Origin of the sequence: Aeromicrobium sp. CFBP 8757 (assembly GCF_014841755.1) — a bacterium.
In the GTDB taxonomy this organism is placed as follows: domain Bacteria; phylum Actinomycetota; class Actinomycetes; order Propionibacteriales; family Nocardioidaceae; genus Aeromicrobium.
In genome coordinates this window covers 1-21,955 of record NZ_JACYUM010000008.1, presented here as the reverse complement: position 1 = coordinate 21,955, position 21,955 = coordinate 1, and the positions used below count along the sequence as shown (strand labels likewise).

Annotated in this window: 22 protein-coding genes; 12 read left to right on the top strand and 10 right to left on the bottom strand. The window is 70.8% G+C overall.

Going from position 1 to position 21,955, the window contains the following annotated elements:
- The first annotated feature begins 16 nt into the window (after positions 1-16).
- The 3 genes from IFT73_RS16750 (at position 17) to IFT73_RS16740 (ending at position 1,593) form a co-directional block, all read left to right on the top strand.
- Positions 17-532, top strand: a complete 516-nt coding sequence (locus tag IFT73_RS16750) for a bacterial proteasome activator family protein (protein WP_192168603.1) — start codon at positions 17-19, stop codon at positions 530-532.
- A 91-nt stretch (positions 533-623) separates the two neighbouring features.
- Positions 624-1,184, top strand: coding sequence for a sigma-70 family RNA polymerase sigma factor (locus IFT73_RS16745; protein ID WP_192168602.1), 561 nt, complete (start codon positions 624-626; stop codon positions 1,182-1,184).
- A 4-nt stretch (positions 1,185-1,188) separates the two neighbouring features.
- Entirely contained in the window at positions 1,189-1,593 is a 405-nt protein-coding gene (locus tag IFT73_RS16740) for a YjbQ family protein (RefSeq protein ID WP_192168601.1), read from the top strand.
- 187 nt (positions 1,594-1,780) lie between these two features.
- Here the strand turns inward: IFT73_RS16740 and IFT73_RS16735 are convergent, their stop codons facing one another.
- Positions 1,781-2,563 (bottom strand): HAD family hydrolase, encoded by a 783-nt coding sequence (locus tag IFT73_RS16735; protein ID WP_192168600.1) that lies wholly within the window; start codon positions 2,561-2,563, stop codon positions 1,781-1,783.
- A gap of 52 nt (positions 2,564-2,615) precedes the next feature.
- A complete protein-coding gene (gene serS, locus IFT73_RS16730; RefSeq protein WP_192168599.1) occupies positions 2,616-3,887 on the bottom strand; it encodes a serine--tRNA ligase in 1,272 nt (423 codons plus the stop codon).
- Positions 3,888-3,959: 72 nt separating this feature from the next.
- On the opposite strand from serS, the gene IFT73_RS16725 reads away from it, so the two are divergent.
- Positions 3,960-5,567 (top strand): phosphatase PAP2 family protein, encoded by a 1,608-nt coding sequence (locus IFT73_RS16725; protein WP_192168598.1) that lies wholly within the window; start codon positions 3,960-3,962, stop codon positions 5,565-5,567.
- Between the two features lie 85 nt (positions 5,568-5,652).
- Here IFT73_RS16725 and IFT73_RS16720 read toward each other — a convergent pair whose 3' ends face one another.
- From IFT73_RS16720 to IFT73_RS16695, 6 genes are all read right to left on the bottom strand, one after another.
- Complete coding sequence (locus tag IFT73_RS16720) at positions 5,653-6,672, bottom strand: adenosine deaminase (protein ID WP_192168597.1); 1,020 nt, start codon at positions 6,670-6,672, stop codon at positions 5,653-5,655.
- Positions 6,673-6,695: 23 nt separating this feature from the next.
- Positions 6,696-7,994: an FAD-binding oxidoreductase gene (locus tag IFT73_RS16715; RefSeq protein WP_192168596.1), complete on the bottom strand. Its 1,299-nt coding sequence runs from the start codon at positions 7,992-7,994 to the stop codon at positions 6,696-6,698.
- A 10-nt stretch (positions 7,995-8,004) separates the two neighbouring features.
- Positions 8,005-8,394 (bottom strand): hypothetical protein, encoded by a 390-nt coding sequence (locus tag IFT73_RS16710; RefSeq protein WP_192168595.1) that lies wholly within the window; start codon positions 8,392-8,394, stop codon positions 8,005-8,007.
- A 72-nt stretch (positions 8,395-8,466) separates the two neighbouring features.
- Positions 8,467-10,950, bottom strand: a complete 2,484-nt coding sequence (locus IFT73_RS16705) for a glycoside hydrolase family 65 protein (RefSeq protein ID WP_192168594.1) — start codon at positions 10,948-10,950, stop codon at positions 8,467-8,469.
- Complete coding sequence (locus IFT73_RS16700; protein ID WP_192168593.1) at positions 10,947-11,672, bottom strand: beta-phosphoglucomutase family hydrolase; 726 nt, start codon at positions 11,670-11,672, stop codon at positions 10,947-10,949. Before IFT73_RS16700 ends, IFT73_RS16705 begins: the two co-directional genes overlap by 4 nt.
- 74 nt (positions 11,673-11,746) lie before the next feature.
- On the bottom strand, positions 11,747-12,967 hold the full coding sequence (locus IFT73_RS16695; RefSeq protein WP_192168592.1) for a hypothetical protein: 1,221 nt from the start codon (positions 12,965-12,967) through the stop codon (positions 11,747-11,749).
- Between the two features lie 224 nt (positions 12,968-13,191).
- Between IFT73_RS16695 and IFT73_RS16690 the strand changes: the two genes are divergently transcribed.
- The 8 genes from IFT73_RS16690 to IFT73_RS16655 all read left to right on the top strand — a co-directional run bounded on the left by IFT73_RS16690 (position 13,192) and on the right by IFT73_RS16655 (position 20,447).
- Positions 13,192-14,109: a hypothetical protein gene (locus tag IFT73_RS16690; RefSeq protein WP_192168591.1), complete on the top strand. Its 918-nt coding sequence runs from the start codon at positions 13,192-13,194 to the stop codon at positions 14,107-14,109.
- Between the two features lie 181 nt (positions 14,110-14,290).
- The gene (locus tag IFT73_RS16685; RefSeq protein ID WP_192168590.1) at positions 14,291-15,187 is read left to right on the top strand and encodes a hypothetical protein; all 897 of its coding nucleotides are present in this window, start codon (positions 14,291-14,293) and stop codon (positions 15,185-15,187) included.
- Positions 15,188-15,233: 46 nt separating this feature from the next.
- Complete coding sequence (locus IFT73_RS16680) at positions 15,234-16,067, top strand: hypothetical protein (protein ID WP_192168589.1); 834 nt, start codon at positions 15,234-15,236, stop codon at positions 16,065-16,067.
- 193 nt (positions 16,068-16,260) lie between these two features.
- Positions 16,261-17,121 (top strand): hypothetical protein, encoded by an 861-nt coding sequence (locus IFT73_RS16675; protein WP_192168588.1) that lies wholly within the window; start codon positions 16,261-16,263, stop codon positions 17,119-17,121.
- 201 nt (positions 17,122-17,322) lie between these two features.
- Positions 17,323-17,481 carry a hypothetical protein gene (locus IFT73_RS16670; protein WP_157432422.1) on the top strand — a complete coding sequence of 53 codons (159 nt, stop codon included), beginning with the start codon at positions 17,323-17,325 and terminating at the stop codon, positions 17,479-17,481.
- A complete protein-coding gene (locus IFT73_RS16665; protein WP_192168587.1) occupies positions 17,478-18,269 on the top strand; it encodes a hypothetical protein in 792 nt (263 codons plus the stop codon). Before IFT73_RS16670 ends, IFT73_RS16665 begins: the two co-directional genes overlap by 4 nt.
- Positions 18,270-18,379: 110 nt before the next feature.
- Positions 18,380-19,237: a hypothetical protein gene (locus IFT73_RS16660; RefSeq protein ID WP_192168586.1), complete on the top strand. Its 858-nt coding sequence runs from the start codon at positions 18,380-18,382 to the stop codon at positions 19,235-19,237.
- A 28-nt stretch (positions 19,238-19,265) separates the two neighbouring features.
- Positions 19,266-20,447 (top strand): arginine deiminase, encoded by a 1,182-nt coding sequence (locus IFT73_RS16655; RefSeq protein WP_192168585.1) that lies wholly within the window; start codon positions 19,266-19,268, stop codon positions 20,445-20,447.
- A gap of 97 nt (positions 20,448-20,544) precedes the next feature.
- On the opposite strand, the gene IFT73_RS16650 is transcribed toward IFT73_RS16655, so the two are convergent.
- Both IFT73_RS16650 and IFT73_RS16645 read right to left on the bottom strand, forming a co-directional pair.
- Complete coding sequence (locus IFT73_RS16650; RefSeq protein ID WP_192168584.1) at positions 20,545-21,450, bottom strand: aldo/keto reductase; 906 nt, start codon at positions 21,448-21,450, stop codon at positions 20,545-20,547.
- A 27-nt stretch (positions 21,451-21,477) separates the two neighbouring features.
- On the bottom strand, positions 21,478-21,955 hold a 478-nt coding region (locus IFT73_RS16645; protein ID WP_192168583.1), incomplete at its 5' end, for a TetR/AcrR family transcriptional regulator.

Here is a 21,955-nt window from a genome sequence, read left to right as displayed (position 1 = left end):
GACTAGGGTGGAGCGCATGAGCGAGCCGCACCCCGACGTCATCGGCCCCGACGGCCAGTCCGTCACCCTGCCCGGCACCGGCAACGACACCGGCACGCCCCTCGGCGAGCTCGTCGAGCAGCCCGCGAAGGTCATGCGCATCGGCGCGATGATCCGCCAGCTGCTCGACGAGGTGAAGGCCGCGCCGCTCGACGACGCCAGCCGCAGCCGTCTGCGCACGATCCACCTGCAGTCGCTCGAGGAGCTCAAGGACGGCCTGGCCCCCGAGCTGGTCGACGAGCTCGAGCGCCTGAGCCTGCCGTTCGAGGGCGAGTCGCCCAGCGAGGGCGAGCTGCGCATCGCGCAGGCCCAGCTGGTCGGCTGGCTCGAGGGGCTGTTCCACGGCATTCAGGCGGCGCTCTACGCGCAGCAGGTGCAGGCCCAGTCACAGCTGCAGACCATGCGCCTGGCCCTGCCGGGTCCAAACGACAGCAAAAGTAACGATTCGGAGTCTTCGGGCGAAAACAACACCTCAGGGGGCATGTACCTCTAGCATTTACCCCGAACGTGACAGGCGTCCGGCGCAGGAGTGTCGCCGGTGGTCTCCATCACGTTCGGCGAAATGACTGCAAGAGGGAGCCCCCATGACCGCCACGGTCGACGTCGTCACCCCCCCGTGCGCCTCGGTGCCGGAGGTCTACCTGGACGAGCGCCTGCACACGCCGCCGTCCCGCACCGAGCTCAGCGCCGCCGACTGGGAGAGCCTGACCCTGAAGCGTGCGTCCGCGCACCGCCAGTGCGCCGGCTGCCCCCTGCTGGTCACGTGCCTGTACCGCGCGGTCGTCGAGGTCGACGTCTCGGGCTTCGCGGCCTGCACCACCGAGGACGACCGGGCATCGATCCGTCGCCAGCTCGGCATCGAGATCCAGCAGTCGTCCGCGACCCCGTACGGCGCGGCGCGCGTCGGCGGCGGACCCGTCAGCCACGAGGCCGTCATGGCCGCACGGCACGCCTTCCCGAAGGACACGTGCCACCAGCTCGCCGAGCGGCTCGACTGCTCGACGTCCACCGTCAAGCGCCACCTGCGCCGGGCCCGCGAGCAGAAGCTCAACCCGAGCGCGGCCCCGGGCGCCACGCGGGCGATCCCGTCCGTCGAGGCCGTGCTCGACTGCTTCGACCAGCTCGAGTCCAGCCGCTTCGCGTGACCTGATGGACAGCATCACGATCGACGTCCGCACCGGTGGCTCGGCCGTCGTGCGCGACCTGACCCGGGAGTGCGCCGACTTCTGTCGCGATCGGGGCGACGGCCTGCTGCACGTGTTCGTGCCGCACGCCACCGCGGGGGTCGCGATCATCGAGACCGGCGCCGGCAGCGACGACGACCTGCTGACGGCGCTCGACGACCTGCTGCCGCGCGACGACCGGTGGGTCCACCAGCACGGCACGCCGGGGCACGGACGCGATCACGTCGTCCCGGCCTTCGTGGCCCCGTCGATGACGGTGCCGGTGCTGGGCGGACGCCTGACCCTCGGCACGTGGCAGTCGGTGTGCCTCGTCGACACCAACGTCGACAACCCGAACCGCCAGGTGCGCCTCAGCTTCCTGGCCGGCTGATCCCCGGGGCGTCGCGCCCCCGCAGTTTCCCAGGTGAACACGGGAAGCTGCGGCTCGCCGACGTCCGATTCCGGGGTTCACCTAGTGATCCGGCACCTCGCCCCTGTTGCAACCTGGGTGAGGTTCCCGTTTCCGGGGTGGGCCCCGAAAGCTTCCGGGGTTCTCCTGGGAAACCGGGGGCGGGCGGCTAGAGGTACTTCGCCAGCTCCTGGGCGAGGCCGTCCTCGTCGATCGAGCCGGTGACGGCGTCGGCCACGGCCTTCAACGCATCGGGGCTCTGGCCCATCGCGACGCCGCGACCGGCCCACTGCAGCATCTCGAGGTCGTTGTTGCCGTCGCCCACCGCGAGCACGTCCGCCGCCGTCAGGCCCAGGCGCTCGCACACGACGTCGAGGCCCGACGCCTTCGAGACGCCCTCGGGCGCCAGGTCGAGCCACGCCGAGTAGCCGATGAAGTAGTTGGTGCCCGTCAGGCCGAGGTCGTGGACGATCGCGGTGAACTCGGCCGGCGTGTGGTCGGTCGAGCGGATGACGACACGCGTCACGGGCTCGGCGATGAGCTTCTCGACGTCGTCGATCACGAACTGCCCCGCGAACTCGGTCTCGGGGAACGGCCGGTTGACCCGGAAGCCCGAGCCGACCTGCTCGACCGCGACGATCGCGTCGGGCACCTCCTGCAGCACGCGGCGCACCGCGTCGGCCGCGTCGAACGTGACCGAGTGGACGACCTCGACCGGGTCGTACGTGAACACGACCGCGCCGTTGCTCGCGACCGCGAGCCCGTCGGTGAAGCCGAGCTTGGCAGCCGTGTCCATGACGCCCGAGATCGCGCGCCCCGTCGAGATGACGGTCTCGATGCCCGCGTCGCGGATCGCGACGACGGCGTCGCGCACGACGTCGCTGAGCTCGTTGTCGCCGTTGACGATCGTGCCGTCGACGTCGAGGGCGACGAGCTGGGGGACCCAGGTCATGACCGACGCCCGCTCACGACGCAGCCCTGATGGCTCGCTCGCTGGCGCTCGCTCACGCGATCGGCCTCAGGCGCTCGCCCAGCAGGGGGTGGAGCGCGGCCGGCAGACGCACCGAGCCGTCGGGCTGCTGCCCGTTCTCGAGGATCGCGATGATCGTGCGCGTCATGGCGCACAACGTGCCGTTGAGCGTCGCGGCCGGCGTCGTCGATTCCTCGCCCCGCACGCGGATGTCGAGGCGGCGCGCCTGGAACTCGGTCGTGTTGGACGCCGACGAGACCTCGCGGTACTTGCCCTGCGTCGGGATCCACGCCTCGCAGTCGAACTTGCGGATCGCCGACAGGCCGAGGTCGCCCGAGGCGACGTCGATGACGCGGTACGGCAGCTCGAGGGCGTCGAGCCACGCCTTCTCCCAGCCCAGGATGCGCTGGTGCTCGGCGTACGACTCCTCGAGCGTCGTGTAGACGAACATCTCGACCTTGTCGAACCAGTGGACGCGGAAGATGCCGCGGGTGTCCTTGCCGTACGAGCCCGCCTCGCGGCGGTAGCAGGGGCTGAACGCGGCGTAGCGGCGCGGCAGCGACTCGGCCTCGAGGATCTCGTCGGAGTGGTACGCCGCCAGGGCGACCTCCGACGTGCCAACCAGGTAGAGGTCGTCCTTCTCGAGGTAGTAGACGTCGTCGGACGCGCCCTGGCCCAGGTAGCCGGTGCCCTCCATCGCGCTGGGCTTGACCAGCGCGGGCGGGATGATCGGCGTGAAGCCCCACTCGGCGGCCTTGCTCATCGCGAGCTGCGTCAGGGCGAGCTCGAGCTGCGCGCCGACGCCCGTCAGGAAGTAGAAGCGCGAGCCGCTGACCTTGACGCCCCGCTCGACGTCGATCGCGCCGAGCATCTGGCCCAGCTCGAGGTGGTCGCGCGGCTCGAAGCCCTCGGCCGCGAAGTCGCGCGGCGTGCCGATGGTCTCGAGCACGACGAAGTCGTCCTCGCCACCCTGCGGGGCCTCGGGCGACGCGAGATTGGGCAGCGTGCGGATGAGGCGGTCGAACGTCTCGCCCGACTCGGCCTGGGCCGCCTCGGCGGCCTTGACCTGCTGGCTGAGCTCCTTGGTGCGCGCGAGCAACTGCTGCTTCTCGTCGCCCTGCGCCTTCGGGATCAGCTTGCCGAGGTTCTTCTGCTCGGCGCGCAGGGCCTCGAAGGCCACGATGGACGATCGGCGCTGCTCGTCGGCGGCGACGAGCTCGTCGACCACGTCGGTGGGCAGACCGCGGCGCTGCTGGGCAGCGCGCACGGCGTCAGGGTCGTCTCTCAGGAGGCGGGCGTCGATCACGTCGCCAGCCTATCGTCCGGCACGAGAGCGTCTCCGGGTCCATTAGAGTTGACCGACCCCTGAGGAGGAGCCATGTCGTTCGACCTGCGTCGCGCCGAGCCCGGCCGACCGTCCGTCATCACGTGGCTCGTCGCCGTCCCCGCCGTCGTCTTCGCCTTCTTCGCCGTCGCCGTCGCGACCGACACCCGGGCCGTCATGCGTCTCGACCTGAACGTCGCCGACCGCGCCTACGACGTCACGGCCGGCCACCCCGGGCTCGTCTCGTTCCTCGACGCGGTCGCCGTGATCTTCAGCAACCTCTCGGCCGCCGTCGTGCTGGTGCTGGTCGCGCTCTACGCGCTGTGGCAGCGCGAACGTGCCGTGGCGGTGTGGGTCGTGCTCAGCGGTGTCGCCGCGATCGGTGGCAACGCGCTGCTCAAGCTGGCGTTCACCCGCACGCGTCCGTCGTTCGACGAGCCGCTCTACGAGATCGGCGGCTACTCGTTCCCGAGCGGCCACTCGGCCGGCGCGGCGATGTTCTTCACCGTCGCGATCCTCGTCGCGATCGTCCTGACCGGGCGCGGGTGGCGCCGGCGCATCCTGATCACGGTGTTCACGCTGCTGGCGATCGGCGTCGGCGCGAGCCGCGTGTTCCTCGGCGTGCACTACTTCAGCGACGTCGTGGGCGGTCTCGCGTTCGGCATGTTCGTGACGATCGGGCTGTGGGTGCTGGTCGTCAGCAGCCGCACCCGCCTGCCGCACGAGCTCGCGGTCATCACGGGCACGGGACGCAAGCGGGCCGCGGTCGTCATCAACCCGTCGAAGGTCGGCGACGTCGAGGAGTTCAAGGGCCGCGTGCGCGCGGTCGCCGAGATCTCCGGCTGGAACGAGCCCCTGTGGTTCGAGACCACGGTCGAGGACCCGGGCCACGGCCAGGCCAGCGCCGCCCTCAAGGCCGACGCCGACCTGATCGTCGCGGCCGGCGGCGACGGCACGGTCCGCGCCGTGTGCGAGGAGGTCGCCCGCACCGGCGTCGCGGTCGGCATCCTGCCGCACGGCACCGGCAACCTGCTGGCGCGCAACCTCGGCATCCCGCTCAACACCCGCGACGCGCTCGACGTCGTGTTCGGCGGCCAGGACCGCGCGATCGACCTGTCGAACCTCGAGACCGACTCGGGCACCAGCACGACGTTCCTGGTCATGGCGGGCCTCGGCATGGACGCGGCGATCATGACGGGCGTCAACGACCAGCTCAAGAGCAAGGTCGGCTGGCTCGCGTACTTCGTCAGCGGCGTGAAGGCGGCCCGGTTCCCGGCGATGAAGGTCAAGATCAAGGTCGACGACGGCGAGTACCGCAAGTTCCGCGCGCGCACCGTCGTGGTCGGCAACGTCGGCTTCCTGCAGGGCGGCATCCCGCTGCTGCCCGACGCCCAGATCGACGACGGCAAGCTCGACGTCGTGGTCATCGCGCCCAAGCGGTTCATCGGCTGGCTCGCGATCATCGTGCGCGTCGTCGGACGTCAGAAGCGCACCAACGAGCGTCTCGACCGGCTGACCGGCAGCACCGTCGTGATCAAGGCCGAGAAGCCCATGCCGATGCAGCTCGACGGCGACCCCGTCGGCGAGGGCACCGTGATCCGGGCCCACGTGCAGCCCGGCGTCCTGCTCGTCCGGGTGCCGGTCGCACCCAAGCCCGCCTAGGTCGTTCCGGCCGGATCGCGGTGACGTGGCGACCTATAAGGGTCCCTGACACGTCGCTCAGGCACCGCCCGACGCGGGGCGGGGGTCAGGGCGTGACGTAGGTGTCGATCTCGCCGAGGATCCTGGCCTTGACGTCGTCGGGCGCGAACGACTGACGGACGCCGGCGCGGGCCAGCTCGGCGACGCCGGCGTCGGTCAGGCCCAGCAGGTTGCGGGCGACCTCGTACTCGTCGCTGAGCGTCGTGCCGAACATCGGCGGGTCGTCGGAGTTGATCGACACCGCCACGCCTGCCTCGACGAGGGTCGCGAGCGGGTGCTCGTCCATCGAGTCGACCGACCGGGTGCGGACGTTGGACGTCGGGCTGATCTCGAGCGGGATGCCGTGCTCGGCGAGGTACGCCATCAGGGCGGGGTCGTGCGCCGCCGCGATGCCGTGGCCGATGCGCTCGGCACCCAGCGACTCGATCGCGTCCCACATGGTCTGCGGGCCGGTCGACTCCCCCGCGTGCGGGATCGAGTGCAGGCCCGCGGCCCGCGCCTGGTCGAAGTGCGGCTTGAACTGCGGACGCGGCACGCCGACCTCGGGCCCGCCGAGGCCGAAGCCGATGAGGCCGTCGGGCTGCAGGCGCAGCGCGGTGTCGAGCGTGACGTCGGCGGCGGGGACGCCCGACTCGCCGGGGATGTCGAAGATCCACCGCATCGTGATGCCGAAGTCGGCCTCGGCGCGACGGCGGGCGTCCTCGAGGGCCTCGCAGTACGCCTCGGCGCTGATGCCGACCGCGATCGACGTGTAGGGCGTGCACGTCAGCTCGACGTAGCGGACGTTCTGCGCCGCGAGGTCGCGGGCGACGTCGTGCGTCAGCGTCCAGAGGTCCTCGGGCGTGCGCAGCAGGTCGACGACCGACAGGTAGACCTCGACGAAGTGGCCGAAGTCGGTGAACGTGAAGTAGTCCGCCAGCCCCTCGTCGTCGGTCGGCACCGTGGTGCTGCCGGCATGTCGGTGAGCCAGCTCGGCGACCGTCCGCATCGACGCGGACCCGACGTGGTGGACGTGCAGCTCTGCCTTGGGCAGACCGAGTGAGAACCCTGGGCGCTTGGAGACCATGCTCCCGACGATAGCGGCAGGTGTCAGCCGAAGACCGTCCCCGACGTGTCGGCGGTGAGGGCGCGTCGGCGGCTGAACGCGCCGAGGTCGACGACATGGCCCGTGTGCGGCATCGTGACGGTGATCGGCGACGCGTCGTGGTCGACACCGGCCTGCACCCCGTCGACCAGGGCCCGCATCAGCGTGCCGACCAGCGGGGCGTTCTTGAACTGGTTGCCGCTCGTGCCCATCGCCACGAAGAAGCCGTCCTCGGCCGTGCGGTCGTAGATCGGCGTCCAGTCGGTCGCGACGTCGTACACGCCGGTGATGCCGCGGACGCGGTGCGGCACCGCGAGGTCGGGCAGGCGCCGCGCGGCCCGCAGCACCTGGGCATCGAAGCGCTCGCGCGACGGCAGGGGGTCGGACGCGTCGGGGTCGTCGATCCAGTCGAGCGGATCGCACTCGGGCTCGGTGCCGCCGACCAGCACGTGGCCTCCGGAGTCGGGGCGCAGGTAGATGCCGATGTCGGCGTCGGCGAGGACGGGCGGGTGGTCGCCCAGACCCTGTGGCGTCGGCACCTGGTGCACCTCCTGACGCATCGGTGCGACGGCGACCGTGAAGTCGTCGCCGATGCCGGCGAGCTCGTTGACGCGGGACGACCACGGGCCAGCGGCGTTGACGACGACCGGGGCGACGAGTCGACGTCCGTCGTCGAGCGTCACCTGCCAGTCGTCGCCGGCCCGGCCGATCGCCGTCACGGTGCGCCGGAACGAGAACGTCGCGCCGTGGTGCGCCGCGGCCTCGGCGAGGTTCGCGGCGGCGAGTCGGGGGTCGTCGACGAAGCCGGCGTCGGGCGTGAAGATCGCGCCGAGCCGTCCGGGCGGGTCGGCGAAGAAGGCGTCGGACGTGACGGGCTTGGGCGGCCAGAACCGTCCCGCGTCCAGCCCCTGCAGGTGCCGCTCGAGGTCGTCGGGGCCCCACACCTCGTACGGGATGCCGGCACGGTCGAACAGCTCGGCCTGCAGCCGGGCGGGCAGGATGTCGACGTCGAGGAACACCATGCCGCAGCGCCTGAACGTCGCGAGACCGTCGGCCGGACGCACGCCGAGGTGGTCCTCCCACTCGTCCCAGCGGAACCGCGACTCCCAGGCGGCCGCGACACCGTCCCACGTCGGGTAGTTGAACCGCACGATCGCGCTCGACGCACTGGTGGAGCCGTGACCGGGACCGGCGGCCTTGTCGACGACGTGCACCGAGCGGCCCGACCGGGCGAGCTCGAGTGCCGTCGACGCACCCACGACGCCCGCGCCGACGACAATGACGTCGGCGGTCGTCGTGCTCATGCGGCGGGCTCTACCGCTCGTCGGCCTGCTGACGCTCGACGACGGAGCCGCGCTGGTCGAACTCGACGTCGACCGTCACGAGCACCTCGCCGTCGAGGCTCAGCTCGACGCGGTTCTCCTCGGCCGTCAGGTTGCCCGCGGTGCCCTCGTCGAGCCACGTGACCGAGCCGATGACGCTGACGAGCGAGACCTTGGCGCCGTTGTCGCGCTGACCGCGGAAGACGACCGGGCCGGGCCCGGAGTCACGGATGACCAGCGCCGTGCGGCTGACCAGCGGGTGGTCGACACCGACCGTGGGCTCGTCGGCGCCACCCGTGCGGCCGAACGTCCACTTGTCGTCGCCGGACAGCTGAACCTCGCCCTTCTCGCCGGCAGCGGTCTTCCACATCACGGTGATCACCCCTAGATCGTTCCATGCGTGTCTCGAAAGATCACAGGAACCTCTCTTTTCACGCCGTCGAGCGGCCGGGGATCACGTGCCGGGGACGATCGCGGCGATGATCGTGCCGTCGGCGCGACGGCGTCCGGGCACCGGTGCGGGCTCACCCTCGAGCCGCGGCCCCTGACCGTCCAGCGCGACCGACACGGGCGCGCCGGCGCGCACCGTGACGGCGTGGCCGCGCACGACCAGCGACGCCTCGGCGCCGTCCTCGACCTCGAGGTCGACGCGGTCGGGCAGCACCGAGACGCGCACCCGCGTGCCCAGCAGCGTCAGCCGGTACGTCAGCGACTCCCACGCCTCGGGCAGGCGCGGGTCGATCGTGAAAACGCCCCCGTGGTCGCGGAAGCCGCCGAAACCGCTGACCAGCGCGCTCCACACGCCGCCCGTCGACGCGACGTGCACGCCGTCGGACGTGTTGTGGTGCCGGTCGGCGAGGTCGACGAACAGCGCCGACAGGAAGTAGCGCAGCGCCAGGTCGTGGTAGCCGACCTCGGCCGCCATGATCGACTGCACGACCGCCGACAGCGTCGAGTCGCCCGTCGTGATCGGGTCGTAGTACTCGAAGTCGGCGCGCTTCTCCTCGGGCGTGAAGTGATCGCCCTGCAGGAACAGGGCCAGCACGACGTCGGCCTGCTTGAGCACCTGGAACCGGTAGATCACCAGCGGGTGGTAGTTGAGCAGCAGGGGGCGCTTGTCGAGCGGCGTGTGCTCGAGGTCCCACACCTCGCGCTCCAGGAAGTGCTGGTCCTGCGGGTGGACGCCGAGGTGCTCGTCGTACGGGACGGCCATGTCGGCGGCGGCGCGCTCCCACTCGTCGACCTCGCTCATCGCGAGGCCCAGGCGCTCGACGACCCGCTCGTACTCGATGCCGTCGCGGGCGGCGAGGTCACGGACGGCCTGGGCCGCACGGCTCAGGTTGAAGCGGGCCATGACGTTGGTGAAGAGGTTGTCGTTGACGACCGTCGTGTACTCGTCCGGGCCGGTGACGCCGTGGATGTGGAACGTGCCGTCCTCCTCGTCGCGCCAGAAGCCCAGGTCGACCCACATGCGGGCGGTCTCGACGAGGATGTCGACGCCCTCGCGGGTGAGGAAGTCGAGGTCTCCCGTGGCCGCCAGGTACTGGCTCAGCGCGTAGGAGATGTCGGCGTCGATGTGGTACTGCGCGGTGCCGGCGGCGTAGTAGGCCGAGGCCTCCTCGCCGTTGATCGTCCGCCACGGGAACAGGGCCCCGTGCTGGGCGAGCTGCTGGGCGCGCGACCGCGCGGCGTCGAGCAGCGTGTACCGGAACCGCAGCGCGTTGCGGGCCGCGCGCGGGGTCGTGTACGTCAGGAACGGCAGGACGTAGATCTCGGTGTCCCAGAAGTAGTGGCCGCCATAGCCCGACCCCGTGACGCCCTTGGCGGGGATGCCGGTGCCCTCGGCGCGGGCCGAGGCCTGCGCGATCTGGAAGAGGTTCCAGCGGGTCGCCTGCTGCACCTCGGGCTGACCGGGGATCTCCACGTCCGAGCGCTCCCAGAAGCCGTCGAGCCAGGCACGCTGGTCGTCGAACTGCTGGTCGAGGCCCTCGTCGTGCGCGCGGTCGAGCGTGCGACGGCAGCGGTCGAGCAGCTCGCGCGACGGCACGCCGCGCGACGTGTGATAGCTGACGAGCTTGGTCAGGACGATCGGCTGACCCGGCTCGGCGTCGATGCGATACGTCATCTTGGCCAGGTCGTCGTCGGTCTGGATGCGCTTCGTGTAGTTGTTGGCCGTCTCGAGACGGTGGTCGGCGGCGACCGCGATCGTCATGCCGCTCTCGGAGCACTGGTAGCCCAGCGCGACGCGACCGTCGGCCAGATTGCCCCAGTTGCTCTGCGGACGCAGGACGCGGTGGTTCATCTGGCCGGCCTTGCGCGGGTCGACGCCCTCGCCCATCGCCTTGGAGCGGACGTGGTACTCGTCCTCGCCGTCCTGGCGGTTGAGGATCTGCGACGAGATCGCGACGGGCGCGTAGTCGTCGAGCATCGTGACCTCGAACGTCAGCACCGCGAGGTGGCGCTGCGTGAACGAGACCATGCGGCGCGAGCGGACCCGCACCCGCTTGCCCCCGGGCGTCCGCCACAGGATGTCGCGCGACATCACCCCGGTGCGGAAGTCGAGGCGACGTTCGTACTCGATGAGGTCGGCGATCGGCAGCAGCAGCGGCTCGTCGTCGACGTAGAGGCGGATGACCTTGGCGTCGGGGGCGTTGACGATCGTCTGGCCGACGCGCGCGAAGCCGAAGGCCTCCTCGGCGTGCTGGATGGGCCACGTCTCGTGGAACCCGTTGACGAACGTGCCGTGCGTGAAGGAGTCGCGCCCCTCGTCGACGTTTCCGCGGAGGCCGAGGTAGCCGTTGCCGACGCTGAACAGCGTCTCGGTGGTGCCGAGGTCGTCGTTGTCGATGTGGCTCTCGACCAGCGCCCACTCGTCGACGGGGTAGCGCGAACGGTTGAGGAAGTCGTGCACCTGCGGCGCGATGTGCGAGGGGCTCATGCGCCGACACCGTCCACGAGCTCGTCGAGGTCGGACACGACGACGTCGGCGCCGTGCTCGGTGAGCTGGTCGGCGCCCACGCCCCGATCGACGCCGATGACCAGGCCGAAGTCGCCGGCGTGCCCGGCGGCGACGCCCGAGAGGGCGTCCTCGAACACGACGGCCCGCTCCTTCGGCACGCCGAGGTCGTCGGCGGCCGCGAGGAACGTGTCGGGCGCGGGCTTGCCGGGCAGGCCGCGCTCACCGGCCTCCTTGCCGCTGACGATGACCGGGAAGTGCTCGATCATGCCGGCGGCGGTCAGGACGGCCGCGGCGTTGCGCGAGCTCGAGACGATCGCCATCTTGGTGCCGCGCTTCTCGAGCGCCTCGACGAGGGCGACCGAGCCGGGGTAGGGCTCGACGCCCTCGGTCCGCAGGATCTGCTCGAAGTCGTCGTTCTTGCGGTTGCCCAGGCCCGCGACGGTCTCGGCCGACACCGGGTCGGACGCGTCGCCCTCGGGCAGCTCGATGTCGCGCGAGGCGAGGAACGACCTGACGCCGTCGTACCGGGGCTTTCCGTCGACGTACGTGAAGTAGTCGGCGTCCGTGTACGGCTCGTCGACACCCCTCTCGCGGAGGAAGTCGTTGAACATCTGGGCCCATGCGCGCATGTGCACCTCAGCCGTCGGCGTGATCACGCCGTCGAGGTCGAAGAGGGCAGCGTCGTAGTCGTTCCAGTCCACACGCACGAGCGTACGCAGGTCGGGTGTCCGCGAGGTAACGCACGGGGTGCGTCGACCGCCACAGTTCGGTGCGCCTACTTCTTGCGCGTCGTGAACGTCCACTTCCTGCTCACCGAGCGCGAGAGGTCGTCGGCCGAGAACGAGGTGACCCGGACGTAGTACTTCGTGGCGGGCTTCAGGCCGTTCAGCCTCCGGCCACGGTTCACCGTCTTGAACGTCCTGGCCTTCCTGCCCTTCGACCAGACCGTGATCTCGTAGCGCCGAGCGCCCTCCACGGCCGGCCACGCGACGCCGCTCGAGCGTGCCTTCTTCTCGTACGTCCGGAGCTTCGTGGCCGCCGGCATCGCCGCAGTCGTGAACGTGACGGTGGCGGGGACCGATGAGACCGGCCGCGTCGACGCGGTGGCCTCCACCGACGCCGTGTAGGTGCGCCCCGGCTCGAGCGATCCGGCGTAGAACGTCATCGCCGTCCGGCCACCGGTGCTGCCGCCGAACGTGCGCGTCCGTCCCTGCATCGTCAGCCGGTAGTCCGTCGCCCCGGGCACGGCGTTCCAGGTGAACGTCGCGCCCGCGGGGGTCGCCGCGACGTTCAGGCCGGTCGGCGTGGCCAGGCCCACCGCGCCGGCGTACAGCGTCCGCGTCTCGTAGCGGTACCCCGGCTTCCAGACCGTCACCCGGGCCGCGACGGGCAGGCCCACGTGCTGCGCCGTCAGGGTGAACGTCCGGTCGTAGGCTCCCTCGACCTCCTCGCCGTTGAGCATCCACTCGTAGAAGACCTGGACGTCACCGGGCACCCAGGCGCCGGGGTCGACCGTCAGGACGGATCCGGGCGTCCGGGCGCCGGAGATCGACGGCTCACGCGAGCTGTCGATGGGCAGGGCCTGCGCCAGGACCGCGTCCTTGCCGGTCACGACCTGCGCCGCACCGACCGCGACGTCGTCCGCGTCCTCGATGTCGGTCACGTCGTCCCAGTACTCGGTGGCCGCCGTCTCGGAGTAGTCGTAGAACTCCAGCCGGTAGTCGCCGGCGGCGAGGCCGTCGACCGAGTAGCGGCCCTCACCGTCGGGCCAGCCGTAACCCGCCTCGACCCACTCGTCGTCCTCGAGCTCGTAGGCGGTGACCAGCACCTCCGACGCGTCGAAGCCGGACGCACCCGAGCTCACGGTGCCTTGGATCGAGCCGGTCGAGACCGCGACGGCCGAGGACGCCTGCGCCGTCAGCAGTCCGGCCGCGAGGGCACCGACCAGGGCGACGGTGGACAGACGGCGGGCGACCCGGCCCCGGACCTTCAGCATGACGACGACCTCTCCTCGGGACGACGACGGTCGAGGCCCCGGGGCGCAACGGTAGGGGACGACAGCGGGTCGCGGGGCCGAATCGCGAACCGTGAACCGGGCCCGGACGGATCACCCGCCTAGTCACTTCGGATGACTTGTGCCGAATGCCAGGTTACGAACGTGTGAACACCGCAAGAATGCGCGAGAGGTCGCCCGGCCTCCCAGCACTCCCAAGGAGCTCCATGCGCACTTCGATCCTCTCCCGCGCGGCCGTCGCCGTCGCGACCCTGGCCATCGGCTCGGTCACCCTGGCGGCAGCCCCCGCCACCGCCGCCACACCGGCCGGAATCGACCGCGCCTCCATCGTCTCGGTCCTCGACGCGGCCCGCAGCTACCAGTCCAACGGCGGCGGTTACACCGAAGCCGAGCAGGCGGCCCTCGACAAGCTGACCGAGACGGTCTGCGGCTACACGACGACGAACGACCTCTACCCGCACGGCGCGTACTTCAACTTCTTCAAGCAGAACAGCGGGGCGGACGGCGCGATCGTCTCGGTCGAGCTGCACGAGAACATCGAGGGAGGCGACTACACGCACCGGTACTGCAACTTCGGACTGGTCGTGACCGCCGACAAGGACGCGAAGCTCAGCGGCCAGGCGACGCTCACGCTGACCCCCCGCCCCGCGGACACCGAGGGACCGATCATCGCGAACGCTGCGGCGGACGACTCCACCACCGGACAGCTGTCCGGCAACGCGTTCGTGTCGACCAGCATCACGCGAGACGAGAACGAGTTCTTCAGCAACTACTCCGCCGTCGACTTCACCGCTGCCGGGGCGGCCACGACGTCCAAGACCGTGACCGACCAGCGCAAGATCTGGGACCACAAGTCCAAGGTCGAGAAGCGGGCTGCCAAGGCCAAGTACGACAAGCGCATCGCCAAGGCCAAGAAGGCGTACGCCAAGGCGCTCGACCGGGCCGGCAGCAACTCGGCCAAGAAGGCCGCCGCGAAGAAGGCCTACCTGGCCAAGCGGGCGGAGACGAAGGTCAAGTACGACTACGCGGTCTGGAACTACCGCTACGTCACCAACACCAAGACCGTCACCCAGTCCACGCCGTTCAACCTGACGGCCAGCGGCCGCAACAACAACCTCGGCTGATCCAACTCCCCTGATCCCGCCCCGAGCCGTCGTGCTCGGGGCGGGATCGCTTCGTCCGGATCCGGACGGGCCACGCCAAATAGTCCGATGTGATGGTCTTCACCTTCCAGCCCGCAGCCGCAGCAGATCTCGCGCATGCTGGACGACGGGCCGGTCGGCCCCCTCACTCCCAAGGAGCACCATGCGTTCGTCCGTCCTGTCCCGGTCCGTGATCGCGGTGGCCTCGCTGGCCATCGGCTCGGCCGTGTTCGTCGCCGCGCCGGCCACCGCCGCCACGGCGAACGGCATCACCCGCGAGGACGTCCTCGCCGCCGCCAGCAGCCTGCGCGCCGACCCGGAGGATGGCTCGCCCCAGAACGGCACCCCCGAGCTGGCTGCGCTCGCAGCCAAGGCGTGCGGGCCCCTGGGCAGCGACACGTTCGGCGTCTTCGGGCAGCCCGTCGCCACGCCCGACAGCGTCGACGGTCTCACCGTCACCGTCCTGCGTCAGTCGGCCGAGGACGTCGAGGGACCGACGGGCTTCCCGTTCGGCAACCTCGACACCTGCACGTTCGCCGCCGTGGCACCGCTCGGATCGGGGACGACCTTCACGGGCGACCTCGAGGTCACGACCTCGACCGTGCGCCTGACCGACTTCCCCTTCGGTCAGGGCACCACGAGCACCGTGACGTCCCGCCTCTCCGGCGACGTCTTCGTCTCGCCCGTCACCCAGGCGACCAGCTCCTTCAGCTTCGCGGGCGCCGAGGCGAATGGTCTCGTGACGGCCCCGAACGGGCAGCGCGTGCTGACGGTCACCAAGATCGCCGACAAGAAGAGCAAGGCGGCCAAGAAGGCGGCGAAGCGGACGTACGTCAAGCGCATCAAGGCCGCGAAGAAGTCGTACGCCAAGGCCGTCAAGCGGGCCCACGGCAGCCCCACGAAGAAGGCCGTCGCCCGGGCGGCCTACCTGTCGCGCCGCTCCGCGGTGAAGTCGTCGTACTCGTACGCGATCGCCGACTACAAGCTCGTCAAGACGCGCTCGGCCGCGGCCGACGCCCGCCGCTTCTCGGTGTCGACCGGCCCGTCGATCGTCGGCTGACACCGCCATGCACCGCACCCCGACACCTCACTCCCGAAGGACCACCATGCGCTCATCCCTCCTGACCCGTTCGGCCGTCGCCGTCGCGTCACTGGCCATCGGCTCCGTCGCCCTGGCCGCAGCACCCGCCTCGGCCGACACCACGACCGGCACGAGCCGCGAGGCCGTGCTCACCGTCGCCGACCAGATCCGCAACGACAACCGGTTCGCCGACGGCAACCTCGCCCTCGTCGAGAAGATCTGCGGCATCGGCGAGAAGGACGGACGCGACATCGAACTGCGCACCACGAACCAGCCCGAGGGCGTCGACGGCTTCATCGCCGAGGCGTTCGTCGATCCGGCCGACAACAGCCCCAGCCGCACCTGCACGTTCGCCGGCTTCGCCACCGAGAAGTCGTCGAGCACGATGTCGGGGACCGCGACGCTCGCCGAGCAGCAGTTCAGCTCCAGCGCCGCCGCACCGACGAGCCACGCCTACACGCTCTCCGGGGACGTCTACGTGACCGCTCCGGTCACCGACCTCTCGTACGGCTACGGGATCGCGACCGCCTCGGGCAACGTCACGGTGACCCAGGCCAAGACGACGACGTCCTCGCGCGTGGTCACTCCCAAGAGCACCGAGCGCAAGCGCGCGGCCTACAAGGCCTACAACCGGACGATCGACACCGCGCAGGCCAAGCTCTCGAAGGCGCTGAAGAAGGCCGACGGGAACAGCAGCAAGAAGGCTGCCGCCCGCAAGGCCTACGCGGCGCGCAAGAAGGCTGCCAAGGCCACGCTCCACCGCGCCCTGGCCGGCACCCTGACGATCGTGGTGACCGAGAACGCGAACACGTCGACGACGGCGTTCACGTTCACGACGCAGGACCTCCGCCTGCGCTGACCTGAAGCACCATCGATCCCGCCCGAGCGCCCGCTCGGGCGGGATCGACGTGTTCGGGCCTAGCCCGTGTCTGCTGATGTCCTGGTCCTCGTGGCGGATCAAACCGATGTGCGAAATGTCCTGCGCCGCCAGTCAAAAGAGGTGCACGATGAGCTGTCGGACCCCCCGCCGACACCTGACACCTAGGAGATCCATGCGCACATCCATCCTGTCCCGGTCACTGGTCGCGGTCGCGTCCATCGCGGTCGGCTCGGTCGCCCTGGCCGCCGTCCCGGCCACTGCCGCCACGCCGTCCGGCATCACCCGCGAGCAAGTGCTCACCGCCGCAGCCGGAGTGCGGGCCAACCCCGACAGCACGACGGGTGGCATCTTCGGTGGCGGACCCGGCTACGGCCCCGCCGCCAACCGCGCCCTGCGGGCGATGGTCAACCGGGTGTGCATCACCGATCCGGACGGGCCCGAGCTCGCGGTGCAGTCCGTCGCCGCAGCCACCATGACCGGTCAGAGCGCCGATGGCGTCGTCGTGAGCGCATACATCCTCAACACCGAGAGTGACTCCAGCTCCGTCGCCGGCCGCGTGTGCTCGTTCGGCGCGCTCGCAACGGTCGCGGACCGCTCGGTCCTCACGGGCACGGCCACGATCACGGGCGGAGCGACGGTGGCCCTCTCGGGCGACGCGTTCGTGACGCCTGCGGTCAACCTCGTCTTCACGTCGAGCGGCCCGACGGGCGAGCTGCCGACCTTCTCCGCGAGCGGCGCAGCGGTCCAGTCGAACGTCGTCAAGATCGCCGACAAGAAGACGTCCAAGGAGAAGAGGGCCGCCAAGAAGAAGTACACGAAGCGCATCGCGTCGGCCAAGAAGTCCTACGCCAAGGCGCTCGACAAGGCCGGCAGCAGCAAGAGCAAGAAGTCCGCTGCCAAGAAGGCCTACAAGGCCAAGCGGGCGTCGGCCACGGCGAAGTACCGCACCGCGGTCGCCAACTTCAAGCTCGTGACCACCAAGACGCCGACGCCGTTCTCGGTGTCCGCGCAGTACGACACGTCGACGCTGTGAGCCATTCCGACGTCTGACACCCGACGATCCCGCCCGAGCGCCAGCCCGGGCGGGATCGTCACGTGCGGCGCGGGAGCCCGGCCAGGGTGACGATCTTGGGCCGGATGCCCCCAACTGCGTCGATCTGGTGGATCATGGTCGTGGGCCACCCCGGGAGTCGTGGCTCGTCTGCCGTTCGCGGCCTCATTCCTTGGGAGAAGAATGAACCGTCTCATCACGCGTCCCCTGCTCATGCTGTCGGCGAGCGGGCTCGCACTTGCCGTCGCCGTCGCACCCGTCAAGGTGTCCGCCGCCGAGGTCGACCAGGGAGCCGTCGAGGTGGCGTCGCAGACGGCGCCGCCGGTGGACCCCCTGCCATGACGTCCGTGACCCGCGCGATGGTGCTCGAGGCCGCGTCCGGGCTCCGCGCGACCGACCCCGACGCCACGGCCGAGGCGAAGCTGGACCGCCTGGTGCGGGACATCGTCGCGAGCGCCGTGTCGGTCGGCGGCGATCTCGTCGACTACACCGCCTACCCGACGCCCGCCGACGCGTCCGTGACGGGCGTGCTGATCGACGTCTCGTTGACGCGCACCGACAGCGTGCAGACCAGGTCGCTGGCGACCGTCGCGCTGGCCCCCACCTCCGACGGCGTCCAGCTCGACGGGTCGGTCGTCGTCAGCGGCCTGCCGGTCGACGCCGCCGACGGGGCGCGGACGCTGCACACCTCGACGCTGTCGGGCGACGTGCACGTGTCGACGCCCGTCGACGTCTCGGACTCGGGGGTGCTCGAGGTGTCGCTGACGTCGGTCAGCGTCGAGCCGACGCCGACCCCGTCCACGCCGGCCCCGTCGACGCCTGCCCCGACGTCGACGCCCCGCACGGCCGCCGAGCTGGCCGCCGCGAGGAGGACGTACGACGCCGCCCTCAGGAACGCGCGGACCAAGTACGCGAAGGCCCGCAAGAAAGCCGGCCGGAGCAAGCGGAAGAGGGTCGCCGCCAAGAAGTCCTACGACGTGCGGCGTGCGCGGGCGAAGGCCGCCTACCGGGCGGCGGTCGCCGACGTGCCCGCAGGCGCCGCACCCGCTGGCGCCACGAGGAGCGCAGCCCTGGTCAGCGCGCCGACCACCGTCATCTCGACCGACGTCGGCTGGGCCCCCGTCGCGTGACCTGGCCACCACGTCCCACGGAGTCGCACGTGTCACCCCGTCGACCGACGGTGACCGGGTCGACCGTCACACTGTGGTGGGCCGCGCGGCCCGACAACGAAGGAGCACCCGTGCACCGAACCATGTCGTCGATCGCCCTCTTGACGACCAGTCTCCTGGTCGCGACCGCAGCAGTCTCCGGTCCGGCGGCGGCGAGCGGCAGCACCGGCGTCACCCGCGACTCGATCCTGACGGCCGCCGCGGGCATCCGCGAGCCCGACATCGCCACCGGCCCGGCCACTGACGCAGCGGTGCGTCAGATCGTCGGACGGGCCTGCGCCGCCGACCTCGACGGCGCGGCCCAGCTCTACCAGTGGCGTGCCAGCTCCGTGGACGGACCAGGCGTGACCGGGCTCGTCGTGCGAGCGGCGATCGTCGAGCCGGACGGCTCCGGCTCGACCACGTCGCGCATCTGCGCGTTCGCTGCGATGACACCCTCGACCAGCAGCGAGCACCGACTGTCCGGGTCCTACACCTTCGGCGTCGAGGTGGGCTACACGGAGACGCGCGAGCTCAAGGGACTGATGTCCGGCTCCGTCCAGCTGACCACGGTGCTCAGCGTCCAGCGCGACCGCTACGTCAGCGCCGCGTACCTGACCGCGGCCGGCTCGTCGCAGCGAACCGTCCACACGACCGTCGAGTCACGGGTGGAGACCCCGAAGACGAAGAAGCAGCTCAAGACCGCACGGGCCACGCTGGTGAAGTCCAACGCCTCAGCGAAGCGGACCTACAAGAAGGCCGTCAAGGCGGCCCACGGGAGCAAGGCCAAGAAGGCCGGGGCACTCAAGCGCTACCGGGCGAGCCGAGCTCGTGCCGAGAAGGTCTACCTGCGGGCGACCCGCACCTTCGTGATCAAGCGGACCGGACACACGGACGTCGAGTCGGAGGCGTTCACCGTGAAGGCGTCCAACTACGAGGAGATCTACTGACGACCCCGCCCCTCACTAGGCTGTCGTCATGCCTCTCGGAGCGGACAGTGAAGTCGGACGCCTGCGCACGGTCATGCTGCACCGTCCCGGGCCCGAGCTCGGACGGCTGACGCCGCGCAACAACGACCAGCTGCTGTTCGACGGCATCCCGTGGCTCGGCCGCGCGCAGGAGGAGCACGACGCGTTCGCGCAGGCCCTGCGCGACCACGACGTCGAGGTGCTGTACCTGACGGAGCTGCTGACGCAGACCCTCGCGATCGACGCAGCCCGCGACGAGATCATCGACAGCACGCTCAAGGGCCTGTTCGTCGGCCCGAGCCTGCAGGCGCTGATCGGCGCGAAGCTCGCCGACGCCGACCCGGCGCAGCTGGCCGAGACGCTGATGGCGGGCCTGCGCAACGACGAGGTGCACCTCGACGGCAGCGCCGCGCACCAGCTGATGCAGCCCGAGGACTTCCTCATCAACCCGCTGCCCAACCTGCTGTTCACCCGCGACTCGTCGGTGTGGCTGCGTGACCGCGTCGCCGTCACGAGCCTCGCGATGCCCGCGCGGGTGCGCGAGACGCAGCTGACCGGGCTGATCTACCGCCACCACGAGCGGTTCGCCGGCACCCCGATCGTCCACGGCCCCCACCTGGAGCACCTCGAGGGCGGCGACGTCCTCGAGCTCTCCCCCGGCGTCATCGCGGTCGGCATCGGCGAGCGGACGACCCCCGCCGGTCTCGAGCGGTTCGCGCAGCAGGTGCTGTCCGAGGGCCTCGCGCACACCGTGCTGGCGGTGCCGATCGCGCAGGAGCGCGCCACGATGCACCTCGACACGATCGTGACGATGGTCGACGTCGACACCGTCGTGATCTACCCGACCATGTCCGACACGCTGCGCTCCGTCCCCCTGACGTGGGGCGACGACGGCTTCGTCATCGGCGCCGAGACCTCGTTCTTCGAGGGGGCCGCCGCTGCGATGGGCATCGAGACGCTCCACCAGATCGACACGGGCCTCGACCCCGTCACCGCCGAGCGCGAGCAGTGGGACGACGGCAACAACACCCTCGCGATCAACGCCCGGCTCGCGGTCGCCTACGAGCGCAACGAGCAGACCAACGCGCGGCTCGAGGAGCACGGCATCGAGGTCGTCACGATCAGCGGCGACCAGCTGGGCTCGGGGCGTGGCGGGCCCCGCTGCATGTCGTGCCCCATCGACCGCGACTGACGCCCACCCCAGGGGGGCACCCCAAGATGTCGGCGGCTGTGCACCTTCTGCGCGAGCCCACCCCTCCACAGGTGCCGACATCTCGGGCGGGTGGGGCTCAGGCCAGGCGGGCTAGCTCCTCGTCGGTGAGGGTCAGGTCGAACGACTCCACCAGCGCGGCGAGCTGCTCGACCGTGCGGGCGCTCGCGACGGGCGCCGCGACGGTCGGCTGCTGGCGCAACCAGGCCAGGGCCACCGCCGTGACGCCGACCGAGTGGTCGGCGGCGATCGCGTCGAGGGTCTCGAGCAGCGCGACGTTGCGGTCGTCCTCGAGGTAGGCGGCGGCGCCCTCGGCGCGCGTCGAGTCGACCGACGTGCCCGGTCGGTACTTGCCGGTCAGGAAGCCCGAGGCGAGTGCGTAGTAGGGCAGCTCGACGATCCCCAGCTCGGCGACCGTCGGGGCCAGCGTCTCGGCGTAGTCGCGCTCGACGAGGTTGAAGTGGTCCTGCGCGACGGTGAAGCGCGCCTGACCGGCACCGTCGGCGACCTCGACGGCACTGCGCAGGCGCCCGGCGTCGAAGTTCGACGCGCCCACCTCTACGACCTTGCCCGCCGTCAGGAGCTCGTCGAACACGCCGACGTACTCCTCCTGCGGGACGTCGTGGTCGTCGCGGTGCGCGTAGTAGAGGTCGATCCGGTCGGTGCGCAGACGCGTCAGCGACTCGTCGACCGCAGCCCGGACGTTGTCGGGCGACAGCCCCGGACGGTCGGGCAGCGAGAACACCTTCGTCGCGATCGACACGTCGTCGCGACGTCCGCGGGCCGCCAACCAGTCGCCGATGATCCGCTCGGAGTCGCCGCCGGTGTTGCCCGGCACCCAGACCGAGTAGACGTCCGCTGTGTCGATCGAGCGTCCGCCCGCGTCGACGAAGGCGTCGAGCACGGCGTGGCTCTCGGACGGCGAGGACGTCCAGCCGAACGTGTTGCCGCCGAGGACGAGTGGTCCGAAGTCGAGAGAAGTCATACAGGCGTCAACGACGTGCGGCCCGGGTCATTCCCGGCGGGCCTCCGCCAGGACCCCTGAGACGTAGGCCCGGACGACTCGGCGCGCGTCGAACTGGGGGTCTCTGCCAGCGCCGATGCACAGGTTGCCGATGCCGCGCAGCACCTCGTACGCCGTCGGACCGGCGCCGCCCCGCGGATGGTCGGCGGCGGCCGCGAGCAGGTCGGCGCACACCGGGACGAGATGGTCGACGAAGTGCTGGTGGAGGGCGGCGCCGACCTTCTCGTCCTGCAGGGCCGCCGCCAGGCCGTGCTTGGTGACCAGGAAGTCGACGAACAGGTCGAGCCACGCGCGCAGCGCGGCTTCCGGCGACGCGGACGATGCCATCAGCCTCGGCCCGGCCTCGGCGCATGCGTCGACCTGGTGGCGGTAGACGGCGACGACCAGCTCGGCCCTGGTCGGGAAGTGGCGGTAGATGGTGCCGACGCCGACGCCGGCGGCGGCCGCCACCGCCCGGACGGGGGCG